Annotated in this window: 22 protein-coding genes; 16 read left to right on the top strand and 6 right to left on the bottom strand. The window is 56.2% G+C overall.

Annotated elements, in window-relative coordinates; genetic code table 11:
- Positions 1–57 precede the first annotated feature (57 nt).
- A complete protein-coding gene (locus BMX91_RS04960) occupies positions 58–792 on the top strand; it encodes a MerR family transcriptional regulator (protein WP_177168272.1) in 735 nt (244 codons plus the stop codon).
- A 62-nt stretch (positions 793–854) separates the two neighbouring features.
- On the opposite strand, the gene BMX91_RS04955 is transcribed toward BMX91_RS04960, so the two are convergent.
- Positions 855–1,559 (bottom strand): hypothetical protein, encoded by a 705-nt coding sequence (locus BMX91_RS04955; protein WP_245744254.1) that lies wholly within the window; start codon positions 1,557–1,559, stop codon positions 855–857.
- A gap of 96 nt (positions 1,560–1,655) precedes the next feature.
- Between BMX91_RS04955 and BMX91_RS04950 the strand changes: the two genes are divergently transcribed.
- The 7 genes from BMX91_RS04950 (at position 1,656) to BMX91_RS04920 (ending at position 7,176) form a co-directional block, all read left to right on the top strand.
- Positions 1,656–2,213 carry an ATP-binding protein gene (locus tag BMX91_RS04950; RefSeq protein ID WP_245744252.1) on the top strand — a complete coding sequence of 186 codons (558 nt, stop codon included), beginning with the start codon at positions 1,656–1,658 and terminating at the stop codon, positions 2,211–2,213.
- Complete coding sequence (locus tag BMX91_RS04945) at positions 2,210–2,683, top strand: YaiI/YqxD family protein (RefSeq protein ID WP_092050557.1); 474 nt, start codon at positions 2,210–2,212, stop codon at positions 2,681–2,683. Before BMX91_RS04950 ends, BMX91_RS04945 begins: the two co-directional genes overlap by 4 nt.
- Positions 2,684–3,682: a sodium:calcium antiporter gene (locus BMX91_RS04940; RefSeq protein ID WP_092050555.1), complete on the top strand. Its 999-nt coding sequence runs from the start codon at positions 2,684–2,686 to the stop codon at positions 3,680–3,682.
- A 133-nt stretch (positions 3,683–3,815) separates the two neighbouring features.
- Positions 3,816–4,232, top strand: coding sequence for a hypothetical protein (locus BMX91_RS04935; protein ID WP_092050554.1), 417 nt, complete (start codon positions 3,816–3,818; stop codon positions 4,230–4,232).
- Between the two features lie 139 nt (positions 4,233–4,371).
- Complete coding sequence (locus BMX91_RS04930; protein WP_092050552.1) at positions 4,372–5,178, top strand: ABC transporter permease; 807 nt, start codon at positions 4,372–4,374, stop codon at positions 5,176–5,178.
- Between the two features lie 4 nt (positions 5,179–5,182).
- Positions 5,183–5,962 (top strand): ABC transporter ATP-binding protein, encoded by a 780-nt coding sequence (locus BMX91_RS04925; protein ID WP_092050549.1) that lies wholly within the window; start codon positions 5,183–5,185, stop codon positions 5,960–5,962.
- A gap of 119 nt (positions 5,963–6,081) precedes the next feature.
- The gene (locus tag BMX91_RS04920; RefSeq protein WP_092050547.1) at positions 6,082–7,176 is read left to right on the top strand and encodes an ABC transporter substrate-binding protein; all 1,095 of its coding nucleotides are present in this window, start codon (positions 6,082–6,084) and stop codon (positions 7,174–7,176) included.
- Positions 7,177–7,354: 178 nt separating this feature from the next.
- Here BMX91_RS04920 and BMX91_RS15890 read toward each other — a convergent pair whose 3' ends face one another.
- Entirely contained in the window at positions 7,355–7,462 is a 108-nt protein-coding gene (locus tag BMX91_RS15890) for a putative holin-like toxin (protein ID WP_221761803.1), read from the bottom strand.
- 231 nt (positions 7,463–7,693) lie between these two features.
- On the opposite strand from BMX91_RS15890, the gene BMX91_RS04915 reads away from it, so the two are divergent.
- The 3 genes from BMX91_RS04915 (at position 7,694) to BMX91_RS04905 (ending at position 10,083) form a co-directional block, all read left to right on the top strand.
- Positions 7,694–8,203: a YusW family protein gene (locus tag BMX91_RS04915; RefSeq protein ID WP_092050545.1), complete on the top strand. Its 510-nt coding sequence runs from the start codon at positions 7,694–7,696 to the stop codon at positions 8,201–8,203.
- A 135-nt stretch (positions 8,204–8,338) separates the two neighbouring features.
- Entirely contained in the window at positions 8,339–9,679 is a 1,341-nt protein-coding gene (locus BMX91_RS04910) for a peptidase MA family metallohydrolase (protein WP_092050543.1), read from the top strand.
- Positions 9,679–10,083: an NUDIX hydrolase gene (locus tag BMX91_RS04905; protein ID WP_092050541.1), complete on the top strand. Its 405-nt coding sequence runs from the start codon at positions 9,679–9,681 to the stop codon at positions 10,081–10,083. Before BMX91_RS04910 ends, BMX91_RS04905 begins: the two co-directional genes overlap by 1 nt.
- Positions 10,084–10,263: 180 nt before the next feature.
- Here the strand turns inward: BMX91_RS04905 and pepT are convergent, their stop codons facing one another.
- The 3 genes from pepT to BMX91_RS04890 form a co-directional block, all read right to left on the bottom strand.
- On the bottom strand, positions 10,264–11,490 hold the full coding sequence (pepT, locus tag BMX91_RS04900) for a peptidase T (protein ID WP_092050539.1): 1,227 nt from the start codon (positions 11,488–11,490) through the stop codon (positions 10,264–10,266).
- 131 nt (positions 11,491–11,621) lie between these two features.
- Positions 11,622–12,287, bottom strand: coding sequence for a lysoplasmalogenase (locus BMX91_RS04895; protein WP_092050537.1), 666 nt, complete (start codon positions 12,285–12,287; stop codon positions 11,622–11,624).
- A gap of 43 nt (positions 12,288–12,330) precedes the next feature.
- Positions 12,331–13,212, bottom strand: coding sequence for a LysR family transcriptional regulator (locus BMX91_RS04890; protein ID WP_092050535.1), 882 nt, complete (start codon positions 13,210–13,212; stop codon positions 12,331–12,333).
- 106 nt (positions 13,213–13,318) lie between these two features.
- Here BMX91_RS04890 and BMX91_RS04885 point away from each other — a divergent pair, with 106 nt between their 5' ends.
- Complete coding sequence (locus BMX91_RS04885) at positions 13,319–14,317, top strand: YeiH family protein (protein WP_245744250.1); 999 nt, start codon at positions 13,319–13,321, stop codon at positions 14,315–14,317.
- Between the two features lie 59 nt (positions 14,318–14,376).
- On the opposite strand, the gene BMX91_RS04880 is transcribed toward BMX91_RS04885, so the two are convergent.
- A complete protein-coding gene (locus BMX91_RS04880; RefSeq protein ID WP_092050531.1) occupies positions 14,377–14,601 on the bottom strand; it encodes a DUF2187 family protein in 225 nt (74 codons plus the stop codon).
- Positions 14,602–14,999: 398 nt separating this feature from the next.
- Between BMX91_RS04880 and BMX91_RS04875 the strand changes: the two genes are divergently transcribed.
- From BMX91_RS04875 to BMX91_RS04860, 4 genes are read left to right on the top strand one after another with little or no spacing between them, the layout of a single operon-like run.
- Positions 15,000–15,278 carry a YhdT family protein gene (locus tag BMX91_RS04875; RefSeq protein WP_092050529.1) on the top strand — a complete coding sequence of 93 codons (279 nt, stop codon included), beginning with the start codon at positions 15,000–15,002 and terminating at the stop codon, positions 15,276–15,278.
- Positions 15,275–16,750 (top strand): sodium/pantothenate symporter, encoded by a 1,476-nt coding sequence (gene panF, locus BMX91_RS04870; RefSeq protein ID WP_092050528.1) that lies wholly within the window; start codon positions 15,275–15,277, stop codon positions 16,748–16,750. The genes BMX91_RS04875 and panF overlap by 4 nt, the downstream gene beginning before the upstream one ends.
- Positions 16,747–17,982: a M20 family metallopeptidase gene (locus BMX91_RS04865; RefSeq protein ID WP_092050526.1), complete on the top strand. Its 1,236-nt coding sequence runs from the start codon at positions 16,747–16,749 to the stop codon at positions 17,980–17,982. Before panF ends, BMX91_RS04865 begins: the two co-directional genes overlap by 4 nt.
- Positions 17,979–19,064 (top strand): tartrate dehydrogenase, encoded by a 1,086-nt coding sequence (locus BMX91_RS04860; RefSeq protein ID WP_092050524.1) that lies wholly within the window; start codon positions 17,979–17,981, stop codon positions 19,062–19,064. Before BMX91_RS04865 ends, BMX91_RS04860 begins: the two co-directional genes overlap by 4 nt.
- The last annotated feature ends 3 nt before the right edge of the window (positions 19,065–19,067 follow it).

The following is a 19,067-nucleotide window of genomic DNA, read 5'->3' as shown; positions in this document are numbered from 1 at the left end:
ATACAATGGGAAGCAGAGAAAGCTAACATAAGCAACCGACCGGAAAGAGGAGGAGCAATGGTTAAATACATAGGGGACGTCACCAAGGAATTCGGCATCGAATCACATACGCTGCGCAACTGGGAAGACCGCGGCCTCATCGGGGATGTGGAGCAGGACTTTGTCCACGGCCGCATGTACACGGATGAACAGATCGAGCGCATCAAAACTATCCAGGAAGTCATCACCGCCCAGCGCGAAAAGGGCATGAAGCGGACGGATTACCGGGAAGTGGAAGATATCCTTCTCGACCGTTTCGGCGGCATGATCGTGGAGCGCCAGGAAAATATCCCGGCTACTCCTGAAACTTTCATCAACCTGCTGAAGAAGCTGGAAAAGCAGGAGCAGGCCAACGAGCAGCTGAAGGAACTGCTGATGACGATGGCGAAAAGCCAAGTGGAAGGAAATGACCGGATCCACCAGGCGCTTGTTGAGAACACAGCCAAGCAGGAAGAAGAAATGAAGGAGATCCGGGAAGTCCGGGAAATGATCATCGGGCTGAACAAGGATCTTCCTGCGCGTACAAGCGAAGCGCTGCGCAAGGGCCTCCCGGAAGCTCCGGCGATCTCCAAGGAACAGGCGGATACCGTCATCAAGGAGAACCAGTCTCTGAAGCAGGAAGTGCAGCTGATGAAGAAAGTGCTGGACGAAGTGCTTCTGCAGATCGAGGAAGACCGGGAAAAGCAGGCAAGCTTTCAGGCCGCTCCGGCAGAAGAACAAAAAAAGGGATTCTTCGCAAGGATATTCGGATAAAAAAAGGAGCCGCGGGGAGGGCATGAATCCCTCCGCGGCTCCTTTTATTTGGTCTGGGAAAGCTACCGCTTCAGCGGGCAATACCCGCATTGCATGAGTCCGGGGACATCTTTGGAGTGGCAGCACGTCGTGCGGACGGTCGTATTGAGAAGGAGTGAAGGACGCGAACCCCGGAGATACTTGGCGAAGAGGGAACCCTGTGCCAGCCCCACCCATGTCCGGTCATCTTTCAAAATCTCCATGACGGCCTCAGCTTCTTCTGCAGTCCAAGGATCTGACAGCAGCACATGCAGGTGATACAGCAGGAAGCCGAATAAATTCTCCCAGTGTGTGAGGGACGAAGCGGACGAAACCGTCCGGAGTGCATCCGACACCTCTTTGGTATAGGTCCTCAGGATTTTCCGGATCGTTTCTGTCCGATCTGCTTCGTCTGCCATGACATAGCCGCCGGCCGAAAGGAAGGTGCTGACGGAGAGCTTGCCGTACTCTTCGATGGCACCGAACCGGATGGCGTCATCCGGCCCCTCCCAGACCTCTTCGTAAACGATCAGTGTATACAGCTGCATCGCCGTAAACATGCCGATCCGCCGGCTGAAGTAGGAGGCGGCGACCGCCGGATTGTCCGCTCCGCTTACCGCACGGACCAGGCGGAGTGCACTTTCCGGGTCGGATTTCAAGGATTTTAGGGTAAATAGAGGGTGTGCGGGTTCGCCTGTATAAATGCTGTAACTATTCAGTTGGCGCTTTTGTTCATGGGTCAGATTCATCATATTGCCATTATACCGCACAGGGCCGGGGTTCCGGAATGCGCCCGGCATGTTGGTGTGCTATCTTGAAACTATTCGGAAAGGGGGTGGGCCGGCATGCGATTGGCCATCATGACCGTAGGGAAGACACATAGCGGAAAGACGACATTCGGCAACCAACTTGCCGAAGCGCTTCCCGGTTCCGCAGTGATCGATCAGGATCTGCAGGCGGAATTCCTCAACCGGCATTATGCCGAACTGCTTCCGGAAAAGGGGCCGAACACGATCAAGAATGCTCTCACACAGACGCTTGTTGATCATGCGGTTCGGCATACCGGCCTGCACCTCATCATCTCCAACTCGAATCTGGGTCAAGACGCCCGGCTGAAGTGGCTGGACTATTACAGGGAACACGGTTTCACGACGGTCCTCGTCTTTTTCAATATTCCGGAAGACCATCTGAGGATCCGCATCAGGGAAAGCGGCCGGAGCACGAAAATCTTTAGGGTCAGCCTCACTTTCGATGAACTGCTCGACCGGCAGAAAGCCGCATTTCCGGTTGCTGCTCCTCAGGAAGGGGAGGCGGACCACCTGTTCACGGTGCGGTTGCCGGATGACACTGAATCCGTTATCCGTAAAATTACCGGGCTCGCCGACGAAACGGAGGAAAGCTGATGAAGATCCTTGTTGACGCGGACGGCTGCCCGGTCGTTGCCGAAACGATCGCTACGGCGAGAAGGTATGGAATACCGGTTACGCTGCTTTGTGATACCGCCCACGAGATGCACCGGGAAGGCGCAGAGACGGTCATCGTCTCCAAGGGTGCCGATGCGGTCGATTTCCTTCTTGTGAACCGGGTGAGCCCGGGGGACATCGTCGTGACCCAGGACTATGGCCTGGCCGCGATGGTGCTCGCAAAGGGCGGCCGGCCGATTGATCAGAACGGCCGGCTCTACACGGAAGACAATATAGACGGCCTGCTTATGAGCCGCTACGTTTCCAAGAAAGTGCGAGATGCCGGCGGCCGTATGAAGGGACCGAAAAAACGCAGGCCGGAGGCGAATCTCCGGTTTGAGCGTAATCTGGACGCGCTGCTCTCCGGTTTTGCGGAAGAAGCAGCGCCGGAGGAAAGGAACGAAGAGTAAATGGCTTTTGTCTGGTTTGCATTGGCCGCCGCTATCACGGTATTCGCGGCCATTAAGCTATCCAATTACGCAGATGTGCTCAGCACGAAAACTTCAATGGGCGGTCTCCTTGTCGGAACGCTCCTCCTTGCAGGCGCGACATCGCTTCCGGAAGTGACCACGAGCGTGTCCGCGGTGCTGATCGGCAATCCCGATATAGCCATCGGGAACGTTGTCGGATCAAACATGTTCAATCTGTTCATCTTTGCCTGCTTCGACCTGGCTTACCGCAGGCATCATCTTCTGGAGCTGGCGGGCCGTAACCACCTCTATACGGCAGGCACCGGCTTTGTCCTGATGGCTGTGACTTATCTGTCACTCCTGTTCCGCCCGGAGTGGGGTGTTTTCGGTGTCGGACTGGACTCGATTGTACTGGTCGTACTGTATGCAATCGGCATGGTGATTGTCGGACGGGTATCCAAAAGCGGATCGCCGGCCCCGGCTGTCCCGGTTTCCGACACGGCTGTCACTTCCGATGAAGACGACGGCATCACCGTCCGCCGCGCTGTGATCGGCTTTTCCCTCGCGGCATTGCTGATCATGGGGGCCGGAACGGTCCTGTCGATCATGGGTGACAGGATTGCTGTTATTACCGGCCTCGGATCCAGTTTCGTCGGCAGTTTCCTGATTGCCGCGACCACCTCACTGCCCGAAGCGGTATCCGTCTATGTCGCGCTTCGTGCGAAGAACGTCAATCTGGCGCTGGGGTCGATCCTTGGGAGCAACATGTTCAATATGCTCATCATTTTCATATCCGACCTTTTCTACAGGGATGGGCAAGTACTCTTCATGGCGGATCCGTCCCACCAGATTACCGCGCTTGTCGTCATGGCACTTTCCGCCATTCTCCTTCTTGCCATCGCAAGAAAAAAGACCGCATCCCATGCCGCTTATATCGTCCCGTCCGTCCTTATTGTCATCGGCTATTTTGTTGCCTCTTATCTGATGTTTCAGGGATAAGTGGAAGAATAATCCGGGTATAGAGTCTTAAAGACCATCCCGGCGGCCATGATAGGGTTAGTGACGCGGATGTTGATCCGCGCCCACACATTCATCCGCAGGGAGATGCGAATCTTCTTGGAGAGAGACGGAGATGAGTGAAATGGCCGGTATATTCGATGAATACATGATCATGATCTATTGCCTGGTGGTTTTGTGGATCAATCTCGGCTATCTTCATGACCAGCCTGAAGAAGCGAGGGGGATCGCGGAGCTTTCGCCTGCCGAGGACCTTGCGATCAAACAGGACAGCCTGCCGATGCTGACCCTCTCGCTGGCATTTAATTTCAGCCGCAGATGGCTGTTTTATATGCTGGCATCGATCGTGACCGGAAACCTGCTCGTCAAGGCCCTGTCGGTGACCTTATTTGCCGTCAGCCTGCACAACAGCATGCCGCGGCAGAAGACGTCGGTATGGAAAAGGAAGCGGAAGCGGAACCTCGGCATGTTTTTGGCGATCGCCGACGCCTTTTTCATTACTGGATTCCTGATCTGGATGATCTGGACCTGACAGTCCGCTCAGGCAAAGCTGCGCGCCGGCTCAACGGCTGGACAACCCCATTGCCCGCCTCACCTACGAGGCGGGCTTTTTGGTGCCCAGACATCCGTCCGGGCGGGCTCATATCCTGTACGGGAAGGGGTGAAGGCGTATGCCATCTGAACATAACCCGGTCGCGGTCGAACGGGCCGAATGGAAAAAACGGCAGTTGAAGGAACGGATGAAGCAGCTTCTCACCGTCTCCTCCCCGATCTTCATGCTGCTTTTGTGGGAATTGCTGTCCCGGACAGCCGTAATCGATCCCAGGTTCTTTCCGCCGCCGACGGCGATCCTTGAGACATTCTGGAACTTGGCGGTGAGCGGGGAACTGCTCACGCATATCGGGGTTTCGCTCTACCGGATATTCGGCGGCTTCCTGCTCGGGGTCATTCCCGGTGTGGTCATCGGCCTCCTCATGGGGCTTTACTCGCCGGTCCGGCATTTTGTCCAGCCGATCGTCATGGCACTCATGCCGATTCCGACGCTGGCGCTGTTGCCGATCATCATCATCCTGTTCGGCATCGGCGACCTGTCAAAAGTCGTGACCATTGCGGGAAGTGTGTTTTTCCCGGTCGTCATCAATACGGCTGCCGGTGTCATGAACATCGACCCGATCCACATGGACCTCGCGAAAAACTACGGCGCCGATTCTAAAGACTACTTTCTCAAGATCGCCTTTCCCGGCGCGCTCCCGGTCATGCTGGAAGGGATCCAGATGGGGCAGGCAATCGCGCTGCTGACGATTGTGGCGGCGGAAATGATGGGATCGGTATCAGGCATCGGTTTCCTGATCTGGACTTCCTACAAGGCGTTCCTCCTGCAGGAGATGTATGTCGGACTTATCCTGATCTCATTTTTCGGCTATCTGTTCTCGCTCCTGCTGCGCGGGCTCCAGCGGAAAATCCTGAGGTGGAGGTGACGGGATGAATGATGACGTCAAGATCCGGATCCGCAACCTGACGAAGGTGTTTTACCAGAAAGGGGAAAGCACTACGGCGCTGGACAATGTGACACTCGATATTCTGGACGGGGAATTTGTCTGCCTGGTCGGACCGAGCGGCTGCGGCAAGACGACCCTTCTCCGAATTCTTGCGGACCTCGAGCAGCCGAGCGCAGGCGAATATGAAATCGCGCGTGAAAAGGAGGACCGGCCGCTCCAGTCGATGGTATTCCAGGAGCGGGGGGTCATCCCCTGGCTCACTGTCCGAGACAATGTTGCGTTTGGACTGGAGATGCGGAAGCTCCCGAAAAAGGTTGTGAAGGAACGGACCGACTATTACCTGGAGAAAACCGGACTTATGGCGTTTGCGGACCGCTACCCGAAGGAGCTGTCCGGCGGGATGAAGCAGCGGGTCGGCATCGCCCGCGCATTTGCGAATGATCCTGAGATTCTCCTCATGGATGAACCGTTCGCAGCGCTCGACGAGCAGAACAAGTTCATCCTGCAGGAAGAGTTGCTGCAGATCTGGGCGGAGACGAGGAAGACGGTACTGTTCATCACGCACAGCATCGATGAGGCACTTCTTTTGTCCGACCGGATCCTCCTGATGAGCGCACAGCCGGGAAGGATTTCCGAGGAGATCCGGGTGGCGGCGCCGAGGCCAAGAACGATGGAAGCCATCCGGGCAGATCCAGGCGTCGCAGAACAGTTCGTCCGGGTGCTGAAGCATCTTCAGGACGAGGTGCAGCGGTCGAGGGGATGACCATGGAAAAGTTTACGCGTGAACCGGGTCACGAAGACGGCGATATGCGGTCTTGAGCCATGCAGACATCTGGCTGCCACAAGGCTTAAGGGGAAAAGACAGGGAGATGGGGGATCAGAATGGGTAAGCAAAAACTGAAGGCGGGCTTTGTCGCAGCAGCGGCGGCGCTCCTGCTTTTGGCGGGCTGCACACAGAAGGAGTCAGCCCCGCCTGAGAAGCCGGCAGATCTTCCGGAAGGAGAGCATCCGTCCGGAGACCTGGCACCGCTTGAAAAGCGCGTGACGGTCACGATCGCTGAAGACGGTGCCGCATCGGGCGCCGGGTTCTATATCGCGAAGGAAAAAGGGTATTTCGAGGACTACAACATCGACGTGGAATTTGCGCAGTTCGCCAACAGTGACGAGATGCTGCCTGCGGTCGCGGCGGGTGAGGTCGACATCGCGGGCGGCGTCTCGACCGCTTCGTTCTTCAACGCGATCGCCCAGGGCATTGATGTCCGGATCATCGCCGACAAAGGCCATAACGTCCCGGGCAAGTCGTACTTTACCTTTGTCAGGGGAGTGGACAGCGGCATCGAGGAATACGCCGACATCAAGGGCAAGAAAATCGCCGTCTCCTCGCGCAACTCGATCGACAGCTACTTTTTCGACAAACTGATCGAGCACGCCGGCTTCACGGAAGAGGAAGTGGAGTTTGTTTTGATCGCAGACTTCGGCAGCATGCTCGGAGCGGTCGACAACGGAACGGTCGACATGGCGCTCAGCATTGAGCCGCTCATCGCCCAGGGCATTGTGCAGGGCATGCACGAGCGCTTCCGGGACGCGACCGAGTTCGCACCGGAAACCCAGGTGGCGATGGTGCTCGGCTCGCCGCAGTTCATGACACAGGAAAGGGACATCTCGCTCCGTTTCATGCTCGCCTACCTGAAGGGCCTGCGTGACTACAACGACGCGTTCCAGAAGGATGAAGGCAAAGATGAGATCATCGACATCATGGTGAAGCATACCGCGCTGAAGGATCCGGAAATGTGGGAGCAGGTGCAGGTGACCGGCCTTGACCCGGACGGCAAGATGTTTGTCGACAACATCCGCGAGCAATATGAACACTATAAGGCAGCCGGCGCCATCTCGGGCGAGATCGACTTCGACAAGGCGATCGATACCTCGATCACGGAAGAGGCGCTTGAGATCATCGGACCGTATGACGGCGACTGAGCGCGCGTATCATAAACCGGGGTTTTCTTGAGCCGGCCGGCACGATAAGGTATAATGGCATGAGAAAGAGGAACTAGAAAAGGACCGGATGCGCAAACATCCGACCCCTGTGCAGCCTGTGCCCGGACGGGTCAGGCGGATACAATATGGCCGTCCCGACCTTTGCCGAGGGGGACGGCTATTCTTTTTTGCTGATGGCGACGATCAGTGTCACGACAAGCGTCAGCAGGCCGACGATGGCACCGGCCACCTGAATGATCAGTCCTGCCGCTTCGGCGACGGTCAAAGGCATCACCCCCTCCCCCGGGGAATGCCGTCCGGACAAGTCTGCTCACCCATTATACCACAAGTGCGAACGTGTGTTCTATTTACGTTCCGATTTTCTGCAGTAGGGACAATTTACCCTCGGAAACAGTGCGATTGATTTCCTGTTACTAACTATTTCATCCAATAACCTAAGTGTATCAGGTCCTTCCAAAGGGAATGCCATCAGCAAGAGACCGAAGGAGGGATCAGGATGAAGGCGAAATTCGCATTCCCGATCGTCATCGCGGGATCGCTGGCACTGGCGGCTTGCGGCTCGGAAGGACCGGAGGAAGCTGTAACGGAGGAAGAAGCGGCGGCAGCCGGCACGGACAGTGAGTCACCTGTTAAATCTCAGGCTTCGGACGGCAGCGGCCAGGCCGACATGAGGAAGAAGATGCAGGCAATGGACTATACGGAGTTTGAACTGGAAGTCGAATATGACAATGATGAAGAGTACGAGGCCCAGCTTGAGCTGAAATCGGATGACTCGGTTGTAGCCGGCTATGAAGACGATATGAACAGCATTAAAAAACAAGGCATCGAAGCTTTCAATGATCTTTATCCGCTTGTCGAACAGTTGGAGCTCAAGCCATCTTCCAACCAGGAGGAAGAGATCCAGAAGGTGCTCTCGACATTCAGCCTTCCGGATGACTTCACCGACTTTTCCTTGGAGCTGAGATTCATCGACGGGACCAAGCATGAATTTGAAGTGGAAAAATGATCATGAAAACGTTCGCCACAGTAAATAAGTGAGCGGGCGTTTTTTGTGTTCGCAACAGGCGGAATTTTCGATTTCTTATCGCGAAAAAGAGCAGGTGATGCTAATATTAGGTTAAAGGTAAATTTTGGAGGTTCTATGGTTTCACTGGCGGTGATCAGCAGTCTCGCTCTAATTGCGGCAGGGATAATTGTTCTTTATAAGGTTAAGAAGGCATGGTTATCGGTGCCTCTGTTTGTTTTCACAGTACTGGGTGGTGCTGCAATATTGGTTTTGGCATCCATTGGATCAATCGAATGGCCTGAGCGGACCAGCCGCGTGCTGGAGTCCGGGTCGTATACGGTTTTATATCGTAATGGCGAGAGGCAGCTGGCTGATGAGGTGCTCTCTGCATTGCATGAAATGGAGCCCGTGGTCTCCGAACTATTGGGCGAAGCTCCGGAAGCACGGCTGACTGTCCGTTTCTCGAATCAACTGCAAGGGGAAGTGGCTGATCAGTCAGTCGGTGTCTATAACTGGAAAACTTCCACGGCTACGCTGCTCTCCGGCATTTCCGACTGGAGATCTACTCTGCTTCATGAATATACCCACTATCGCTCGCACCAATATCAGGCCCTTAAAGGTACGCCACCCGGGACAATCCCGCAATGGTTTGAGGAAGGCCTGGCGATGTATGTTCAGCATCCTGTGCCGCCTGCCGATGCAAGTGATGTGAAGATTTCACATGACTTAAGAGAAATCGGCAGCTACCAGGACTTTCTGGGCACTCTTGAGTACACCGATATTTATGTACAGAGTTATTTTGCGGTAGCTCATCTGATCGAGCGGTATGGTACAGAGTCCGTTTTGGGCCTTCTCAATTCTACTTCACAGGATCAATTTTATGCCCGACTGGAAAATCTGACCGGCAAAAGTAGTGCTGATTTCAGTGGTTCGCTGATGGCCGCTTACAAGAATGACGAGGAACAAAAGTACGAGATGACTATGCGCTTCCATGATCACCTGTTCAAGGGTGACTTCGATGGGGCCGAACAGGTGCTGGCTGACTGGCCGGGTGCGGAAGGCAGCCGGGCATCCAAAGAGGCGGAAGATCTTCAGCACACCCTTTTATTGCATACCAGGGAATGGCAGGAACTGATGCACAGCCTCGAGCAAAAAAGGACAGCCCGACCATATGATATGAGATTCTTCGACTATGCGCTGCTGGCCGAGCTGACTTTGTTGTTTCACCCTGAACAGGCGTCTGGCCTGGTTAAAGAAGCACTGAGCAACCTGCCGGAGGATGTCAACTCTTCTCATTTCATCAATCAGGTGGCAGAACCCTATGAATGGATCGCCGGCAATAACCCGGGTGAGGGTTACAGGATGCTGATCGGGGACGATCTTTTTTTCAATCAGGAGATCAAGGAAGCGCTTTTCGGGAAATGGCAGGAAGACTTTCAGGACGAGACATGGTGGGAGAGGAGCGGTGAGCAGTAATGTGGCAGGGAGCGGCGGCGATCTGTTTGGATGAAGAAGGACGGCTCCTGATGGTGCTTCAGGGAACACCTGAAGAGGAGAAGAAGTGGGCTGTGCCATCCGGAGGGAAGGAATCAGGGGAAACATTCGAATCTTGCTGCCTCCGTGAGCTGAAAGAAGAAACCGGGTACGTGGGAGCGGTTGTCCGGCCGCTATTCGTGAAGGCGGATGGGGCGGTTGAGGTACAGTATTTCGAAGTGGAGGTGACCGGAGGCTGCATGGAGATCTGTGATCCGGACGGTCTGATTCATGAAATCGCCTGGAAAGCGGCTGCTGAGATTGATGGCCTGGCACTTTCCTTTCCGGAAGATCTGCCGTTCCTGCTGTCTCTTTTTGAGGAAGCAGCAACCTCTCAAGCCAGGTGAATCCACAAACGTCAAAGGACCGCTCCGAAATGATCGGAGCGGTCCTTTGCCATTTGTGCTATGAAGCTTGGCGATGGATTTTCGCTTCTCAAGCATGGTCCGAAAACTGTGCAGCGACATGCCAATGATGATGACGGCGATTCCGCGAGGCGAGGATGCCAAGCGTGATCTCCGCCCCCCTTACGCGCGCTCTTCGTACAGCTTCACCATCTCGATAATGACATTCGACGCTTTTTCCATGTTGTCGGCGGAGATGAATTCATACTTGCCATGGAAGTTCTCGCCGCCTGTGAAGATGTTCGGCGTCGGCAGGCCCATATAGGACAGCTGCGAGCCGTCCGTGCCGCCGCGGACCGGGATGATGTTCGGTTCGATGCCGAGGTTCTTGAAGGCGTCGGATGCGATATCGACAATATGCATGACCGGCTCGATTTTTTCCGCCATGTTGTAGTACTGGTCGTTCAGCTCAAGTTCGACCGTGCCATCGCCGCACTGATTGTTCAGCTTGGCGGCTGTTTCTTCAAGCAGCTGCTTTTTCGACTCAAACTTTTCGCGGCTGTGGTCGCGGATGATGTAGGAGAGCGTGGTCTTCTCGACCGATCCGTCCACGTACATGAGGTGGATGAAGCCTTCGTAATCATCGGTTTTCTGCGGAATCTCATCCGCCGGCATCGCTGCCTGGAACTCATGGGCGATGAGGATCGAGTTGACCATCTTGTCCTTTGCGGAGCCCGGGTGGATGTTCGTGCCATTGAACGTCACTTTGGCTGCGGCCGCATTAAAGCTTTCGTACTGGAGCTCCCCGAGCGGGCCGCCGTCCATCGTGTAGGCGTAGTCCGCGCCGAACGCTTCGACGTCGAACTTGTGCGGGCCGCGTCCGATTTCCTCGTCCGGCGAGAAGGCCACGCGGAGCTTGCCGTGTTTGATGTCCGGGTTTTGCGCGAGGTATTCCATCGCGGTCATGATCTCTGCGATGCCGGCCTTGTTGTCGGCGCCGAGAAGCGTCGTGCCGTCTGTTGTGATGAGCGTGTGGCCCTTGTAGTTTTCCAGCTGCGGGAACACGGATTTGGCCATGACGGTAGTTTCGTTCAGTTTGATGTCGGATCCGTCGTAGTTGTCGAGGCGCTGCGGGCTGACGTTCTTGCCCGTGTAGTCCGTCGCCGTATCGACATGGGCGAGGAATCCGATCACCGGAAGGTCCTTGTCGGTGTTCGCCGGGAGCGTACCGAACAGGTAGCCGTTTTCGTCCAGCGTAATCTCGGTCAGGCCAATTTCCGACATTTCTTTCTCGAGCAGGCGAAGCAGGTCCCACTGGCCTTCTGTAGAAGGTGTCGTGGTGCTGGCCTCATTGGATTGTGTGTCGATCTTCGCATAGCGCACGAGTCGCTCGATCAGCTTTTCTTTCATTGCACGTTCCCCCTTGGTGTAGGATGAATTCCGAATAGTACCATTTTAGCACTTCTTACTTGGGAGAGGGAGCGTGCGGGAAAAGATCATGATGCCCCGGTGAGATTACACATTCGGCTTCCGGGATGACATTAGGCTAGCGCACGTTCATGATCCCGAGCGGCCAGTTTCTTGGCAGGACGCCGGGCGATGCTTGCGGCAATCAGGAATTGTGCGGCATAATACGGCACCATGACGAGCGCATCACGGCCGGCGAGCGGGATGGTGAAGCGGTCGATTGCGAGCACCGAATCGGAGAAGATGAACAGCAGGGCGCCTGCGATGGCGTATGCGTTCCCGGTTCGGACCGCGGTCCAGCCCATCGTCAAAATGACTACGATGTAGGCGATGACTGCCAGGCCGAGCAGGTCTCCGTCCAGAAGAAGCGGCCCCGCGACGATGCCGGCCATGACCAGGCCATAGAGGACCAGTGCGCTGCCCGCCGCCTTGGGCATCGGACGCACGGCAGCACGCCGGAACGCGGCGATGTAAAACAGATGGCCGATAAGGAACGTGACGAGCCCGGCGATAAACCAGTAGATGACGCCGTCGGCGACCATGCAGACGGCCAGGCCGGTGGTGACGACTATCTTATATCCGGCCGGCATCCGGTCATGCTGCATGACGGCGAACAGGATAATTAGCGCCATCGGGATCAGCTTCATCAGGATCTTGAAACCGACAGGCTCCGGCGGGATAAAGAAGATATAGGCGATACCGAATACGGCGATCAGCGAGGGAAGCAGGTAACGGTTCATGGATGGCCTCCTTTGATATCTGTCCGATTCGCCGGATACCCCTTTATTTCCTTCCGGCTACCTCCTTCAGAAATGCGGCTACCGCTGCGTGGCCAGCCATCGCCGGTGCATGCAGAATGGAGAACGTCCGCTTTTGGGGAGGCAGATGGGCATCCAGCTGCACGAGCCGGCCGGTCTCTATGCCGTCCTTGGCGGCATGGACGGACACGGCGGCGATGCCGAGTCCTGCGACGACCGCCTGGATGACGCCGCCGTTCGATCCGATAATCATCCTCCCGGGCTTTACATGTCCGAGGGAGCGGAGAAGGTGGTCGGTGTGCTCCCTCGTTCCGGACCCTTCCTCGCGGGTGATCCAGCGCGCCTGCTGAAGGTCCTCGGGAGAGACGTCTGCCATGCGGGCAAGCGGATGGCCGGTGCCGCAGACGACGATCAGCTCGTCTTCCATGAACGGGACGGCGGTAAGCCCGTCGAGCCGCACGGTACCCTCGATGCAGCCGACATCGCACCGGAACTCGCGCACTTTGGCCTCGACCTCCTCGGTATTGCTGATGGAGATGATAACTTCCAGCTTCGGATGCGCGGCGAGCAGATCTTCCAGCAGGCGGGGGAGCACGTATTCGCCGATCGTGTAGCTGGCAGCGATGGTCAGCGTGCCGGTGAGCTCGCCGCTTTGCCGCATCATGTCTTCCTTCGTTTCCTCCGCAAGCGCCAGCAGCTGTCTGGCTTTCTCATAAAGCAGCCGTCCGGCCGGCGTGATGCTGAACTGCTTTCTTGACCGGATAAATAGCGGCGTTCCGAATTCTTCTTCCAGCTGCCGGATGTGCAGGCTTACCGTCGGCTGGGCAAGGTTCAGTGCCTCTCCGGCTTTCGTGAAATTCTTGCGCTCAGCTACTTCCGTGAAGGTCTTTAGTTGTTCCAGAAGCACATCCCCACTCCTTCCATTACGTTTTCTGATTGATTCTATTATAAAGATTCATTTTAATGATTGACGCCTGAAGCCTATAATGGACGTAAGGAAAGGGGCACCATTGATGAATAAAGGATTCTGGACAGGAATCGGCCTGACGCTCCTGCTTGCGGTCATCGCGGAGCTGGCGGCCGGACTCCCTTATATTTCGCTGATCGGGCCGCTTGTGTTTGCGATCCTGCTCGGCATGCTGTGGAATACATTTCTCCCCGTAAGGGACGAATGGGGTTCCGGACTTAAATTCGCTTCGAAAAAGCTGCTCCGGGCGGGCATTATCCTGCTTGGGATGCGGCTGCACCTCGGAGATCTTGCGGAGGCCGGCTGGACCGCTTTCGGGCTTGCGGCAATCAGTGTGGCTGTCGGAATCGGTGCGGTCTGGGGTGCGGCAAAGCTCCTGAAGTCCGACCCGTCGATCGGGTTCCTCACCGCGGCCGGCACAGGCATCTGCGGAGCGGCCGCGATCGGCGCGGTTTCTTCTCAGGTCAAGTCCAAGCCGGAGGAAACCGCGGTGAGCGTAGCGATCATTTCAATCGTGGGGACGCTGTTCACATTCGCCTATGCGCTCCTGCACCCGGTCATGGGCCTGACGGAAAAGCAGTACGGCCTGTTTGCCGGAGGTTCGCTGCATGAGATTGCAAACGTCGTCGCTGCCGGGGACGCGGCGGGCGCAGAAGCGCTCGACTATGCACTCGTCGTCAAGCTGACTCGTGTGGTCCTTCTCGTCTTTGTCGCCGCTGGTATCGGCATTTATGCAGCCCGCAAGATGCGGAAGGAAGGAGAACAGGGGAAACGTCTGACGTTCCGCGAGCTTCCCATTCCGTGGTTTATCGTCGGCTTCCTCGCCGTCAGCGCGATCCATACGACAGGGATCGTACCGGAAGCCGTCGCCGCGCGAATTGTCGACCTCGCCTATCTCCTGCTGGCTATGGCGATGGCGGGCATCGGCCTCGGTGTAAGCTTCCAGGCGTTCCGGAAAGCCGGATTCAGGCCGTTCGCCGCCTGTCTGATCGGTTCGGTCGTACTGGCGGGGGTTGTCTACGCCTATGTAGCTATGTTCGGCTGAAACAAAAACAGCGCGCCGCCTGCCCATAACGGGCAGCGGCGCGCTGTTTTTCTGTAAACTTACTCAAAGACGTGATAGTTCTTGTGCGACACGACGGTGCGGTCGGACGGCACACCAATCGCTTCGGCGTCATCTTTCGTGATCTGCACGATGACCGAGTTTTCGAGGATTTTTTCGATCTTCCCGATCACCTCATGGTCATTGCGGACGAAAGAAATTACCTCGCCCACTTTACGTGCCGCGACAAACGGCGACTGCTCCTTCTGCTTGGCAGGAAAAGCCATCCTCATTCACCCCTTTGAAATTCTCGATAAAAAAGAAAAAGCCCGGGTCTGATCCCAAGCGCGAGTACGGGGGCGGCGAGATTGCCGACCCTCCAGACAGGTTGTCCACTATCATTATAGCATACTTTGTATAATTTTGCTGTTTCCTGCTACAAAGCAATATTTTCCGGTTTCAGAACTACACCTGGACACATTGTCAAATGAAGGACAACATTTTTCGACACATAGTCAGGCGAATCAGAATATTCGATTCTATAGTATTAAAAGAAGGCAGGAATGGCACGAGGAAGTGTGGGGGGTCCCTTTTGATGGGACAGAAAATTAAGTAGAATCTACATACATTCAATTAAAATCCAATCCGGCCGGGTTCAGAAGTGGATTGGGGAAGGGGGAACAGCATGGAGAACAAAGATAAAACAGACTGGCGGTTTAAGGTCGCCAACCGGGAGGCACTGATCGGCTGCGGACTTGCGCTGCTTAATTTTGTCTGGTGGTTCGGATTCGCCTACGGGATGGGGTCGAGGCCGGTAGAGGAGTATTCATACATATTGGGCATGCCGGACTGGTTCTTCTACAGTTGCGTGGTCGGGTTCCTCCTGATCACGGCACTGGTCATTTTTGTCGTAAAAGTGTTCTTTAAAGAAGTTCCGTTTGAGGAAGAGGAGGAATTGCGATGAATTGGGAAGTCATCATTCCGCTCCTCGTTTTCCTGGTTATCATTTTCTTCATAGGAATCTGGTCCAGCCGGAAGGGAGCCAAGGTTTCAGGCGGGGACTTCCTGCAGGATTACTTCCTGGGCGGCCGTGAACTCGGCGGCTTTGTGCTCGCGATGACGATGGTCGCGACTTACGGCAGTGCATCGAGTTTCCTTGGCGGCCCGGGCACGGCCTACACGATGGGCTTCGGCTGGGTGCTCCTTGCAATGTCGCAGATCGTTACGGGTTATTTTGTCTTGATGATTCTGGGAAAGAAATTTGCAATCATGGCGCGCCGGTATCAGGCGCTCACGCTCGTCGACTTCCTGAAGGCCCGCTACAACAGCGGGCCGGTCGTGATCCTTTCCGCGGCAGCAATCATCATCTTCCTGTTTTCGGCCATGGCTGCCCAGTGGATCGGCGGGGCGCGCCTGGTTGAGTCGCTCACAGGGATGAGCTATCACGCGGCGCTCTTCATCTTTGCCATATCGGTTCTTGTTTACGTGACCATCGGCGGATTCCGTGCGGTCGCCGTGACGGATGCGGTGCAGGGGGCCGTCATGGTCGTCGGCACGATGGTCCTTCTTGCGGGTGTCATCATCGCGGGTGGTGGCGTAACGAACATCATCAATGATCTTATCTCAGAAAACCCGAACCTTGTCACGCCGTTCGGGGCGGACGGGAATCTCGGAAAAGCTTACGTATCTTCCTTCTGGATCCTGGTCGGTGTTGGCGTCGTAGGACTTCCGCAGATTGCGGTCCGCTCGATGTCCTACAAAAGCTCCAAGTCCATGCACCGTGCGCTGATCATCGGCACGGTCGTCACCGGAGTCATCATGCTGAACATGCACCTGATCGGTGTGTTTGCGAGGCCGATCATCCCGGGCATCGATGTCGGGGACAAGGTCATTCCACTGATAGCGATGGACGTCCTGCCGGCCTGGCTGGCAGGGATTGTGCTTGCAGCGCCGATGGCAGCCATCATGTCCACAGTCGACTCGCTTTTGATCCTCGTTTCCTCGACTGTCGTGAAGGACGTCTATCTGAACTATATCAAGCCGGACGCCAGCATAAAGGCAATCAAGCGTGCGAGCTTCGGGGTAACGGCTGTTCTGGGAATCATCGTCTATATCCTGGCGCTCGATCCACCTGATCTGCTCATCTTCCTGAACCTGTTTGCGTTCGGCGGACTCGAGGCAGCATTTATTTGGCCGATTGTTCTCGGGCTCTACTGGAGTTATGCCAATAAGTACGGGGCAATCGCCTCGATGATCACAGGCATCGGCAGTTATATCGCCATCCACTTTTATAACGGGGCGAACGGAAATTTGTTTGGTGTGCATACTGTGACGCTGCCGGTTCTCCTGTCATTCATCGCCTTTATCATCTTCAGCCTGATCATGAAGCAGGAAGCCTACAACTATGAACGCATCAAAAAAGGGGAGATTGCATGACAACCGATATGAGAAGCGTGACTTATCTGAGAGACCGCGAGGCGGTCATCCGGCTGACGCAGGAGCTCGTCCGGATCGAAAGCGTCTACCGAGGCGAGGGAATCCCCGGCGGCAATGAAGAAAAGGTCGCGAACTATGTGGCCGATGTGCTCCGCAGCTATGCCATCGAGACACATGTGGAGGAAGTGGTTCCCGGGAGGCCGAATGTCATCGGGATCGTGGACTCCGGCAAACCGGGTCCGACACTGCTATTCGAAGGGCATACCGATGTCGTGACGGAAGGGAACCGGGAGGCCTGGACCCATGATCCGTTCGGCGCTGAAATCATCGGCGGCCGCATGTACGGACGGGGCACGAATGATACGAAGGGCAACCTGGCCTGCATGATCACCGCCGTCCACTCGCTTCTTCAGGACGGAGAAGAATTCCGCGGAAAAATCATCCTTTGCATTCCGTGCGACGAGGAAGGCATGATGATCGGCATCAAGGACTTTATCAAAAAGGGCTGGGCGGACGGTGTCGACGGCGCCATCATCTGCGAGCCGGAGGAAAACAACGTCTGCATCGCCCAGCGCGGCGCGATGCGCATCCAGGTCGACATGTATGGGAAGATGGCCCACGGTGCGATTTCCTGGAGCGGGATCAACCCGAACTGGCGGATGGCCCGCCTGATCGTCGAACTCGAAAAGCTGGAGAAGGCGGAGCAGGAACGGCTGGGAGAGGACCCGTACCTGAAATGGCCGTCGATTACGCCGACGATTCTGCAGGCGCCGGTCAAGGGGGACGCGCAGATCAATGTCATCCCGGATCATTGCCGGATGACGCTTGATATCCGGACCGTGCCCGCGCAGGACCACGCCGGGCTCCGAGGTAAGATCGATGCCATTATCGAAAACCTGAAGGCGGAAGACCCTGACTTTAACTGTGAACTGACTATTCTCGATGACCGCCCGGCTACATCGACGTCCAAGGATGAGCCGGTCGTGCAGGCGATCTATGATGCGGTGCAGCATGTGACGGGGAAGGAGCCGGTCTACAACGGCGTACCGGGCGCGACAGACGGCACTTTCCTCCACGTACACGGTGTCCCGATCGTGACGATCGGCGCGGGTGACCGGGACATCCCGCACCAGATTGACGAATACGTGGATATCGAGGAGCTCGCCGAAACGACCGCAATCTACCGGGAAGCGGCACTGCGCTTCTTGAACCGGGAAGGGGCGGAATCATGAAGACTTATCAAATTGCAGTCATTGCGGGAGATGGAATCGGGCCGGAAGTGATGGATCAGGCGCTCCAAGTGCTTGATGCAACGGAGCAGCAGGGCGGCTTCAGGATCGAGCGTGAAGAGTTCCCATGGAATTCGGAGTACTACCTCGAGCACGGAAGAATGATGCCGGAAGACGGCATGGAGACGTTGAAATCGTTTGACGCCATTTTGTTCGGGGCGATCGGTGATGCGCGTGTTCCTGATGAAGTGACCATCTGGGAGCTGATCATGCCGATCCGGAAACAGTTCCGGCAGTATGTGAACTTCCGTCCGGTCAAATCGCTGCCGGGCATCCCGTCCCCGCTTGCACAAGGCGAGGATATAGACTTTGTCATCTTCCGCGAGAATGCAGAAGGCGAATACTCCGACAGCGGCGGGCGGCTCTATGCGGGCCAGGAAGGCGAAATCGCCGTCCAGAATACCATCATGACCCGTGCGGGCGTCGAACGGATCGCACGGGCGGCAGGCCGCTATGCGGAAGAACGAGGGCTGAAGAAAATCACCAGTGCCACCAAGTCGAACGCCGTGATCCACGCGAACAAGCTGTGGGACGAGCATGTCCGCCGGATTATGTCCGAGGAATTCGGCGGACTGGAGTTTGAGCAATATTATGTGGACGCGCTCGCGGCATATTTCGTCCAGCGGCCGCAGACGTTCGAGGTGGTGCTCGCATCGAACCTGTTCGGGGACATCTTGTCGGATCTCGGGTCGGGACTTGTCGGCGGGCTCGGTCTGTCGCCGTCCGGAAACATCAATCCGGAAAAAGACTACCCCTCCATGTTCGAACCGGTCCACGGTTCTGCGCCGGATATCGCCGGAAAGGGCATTGCCAATCCGGTCGCGCAGATCTGGTCCGCAGCTCTGATGCTTGAGCATCTGGGCGAGCGAGAGGCCGGCGGAAGGATCCTGGAGGCGATTGAAGAGGTGCTGGCGGAAGGCCGTGTCCGGACCAAGGACATCGGCGGAGATGCGACGACAGCCCAGATGGGGGAAGCCATCCTCCTGGCGATGGAAAAGAAGACAAGCGTGAAAGCGGAGGGATGACGG

The sequence above is a fragment of the Bhargavaea ginsengi genome (assembly GCF_900109165.1).
GTDB classification, from domain to species: Bacteria; Bacillota; Bacilli; order Bacillales_A; family Planococcaceae; genus Bhargavaea; species Bhargavaea ginsengi.
The sequence above is the reverse complement of the archived record's forward strand: the minus strand, read 5'-3'. Positions and strand labels throughout refer to the sequence as shown.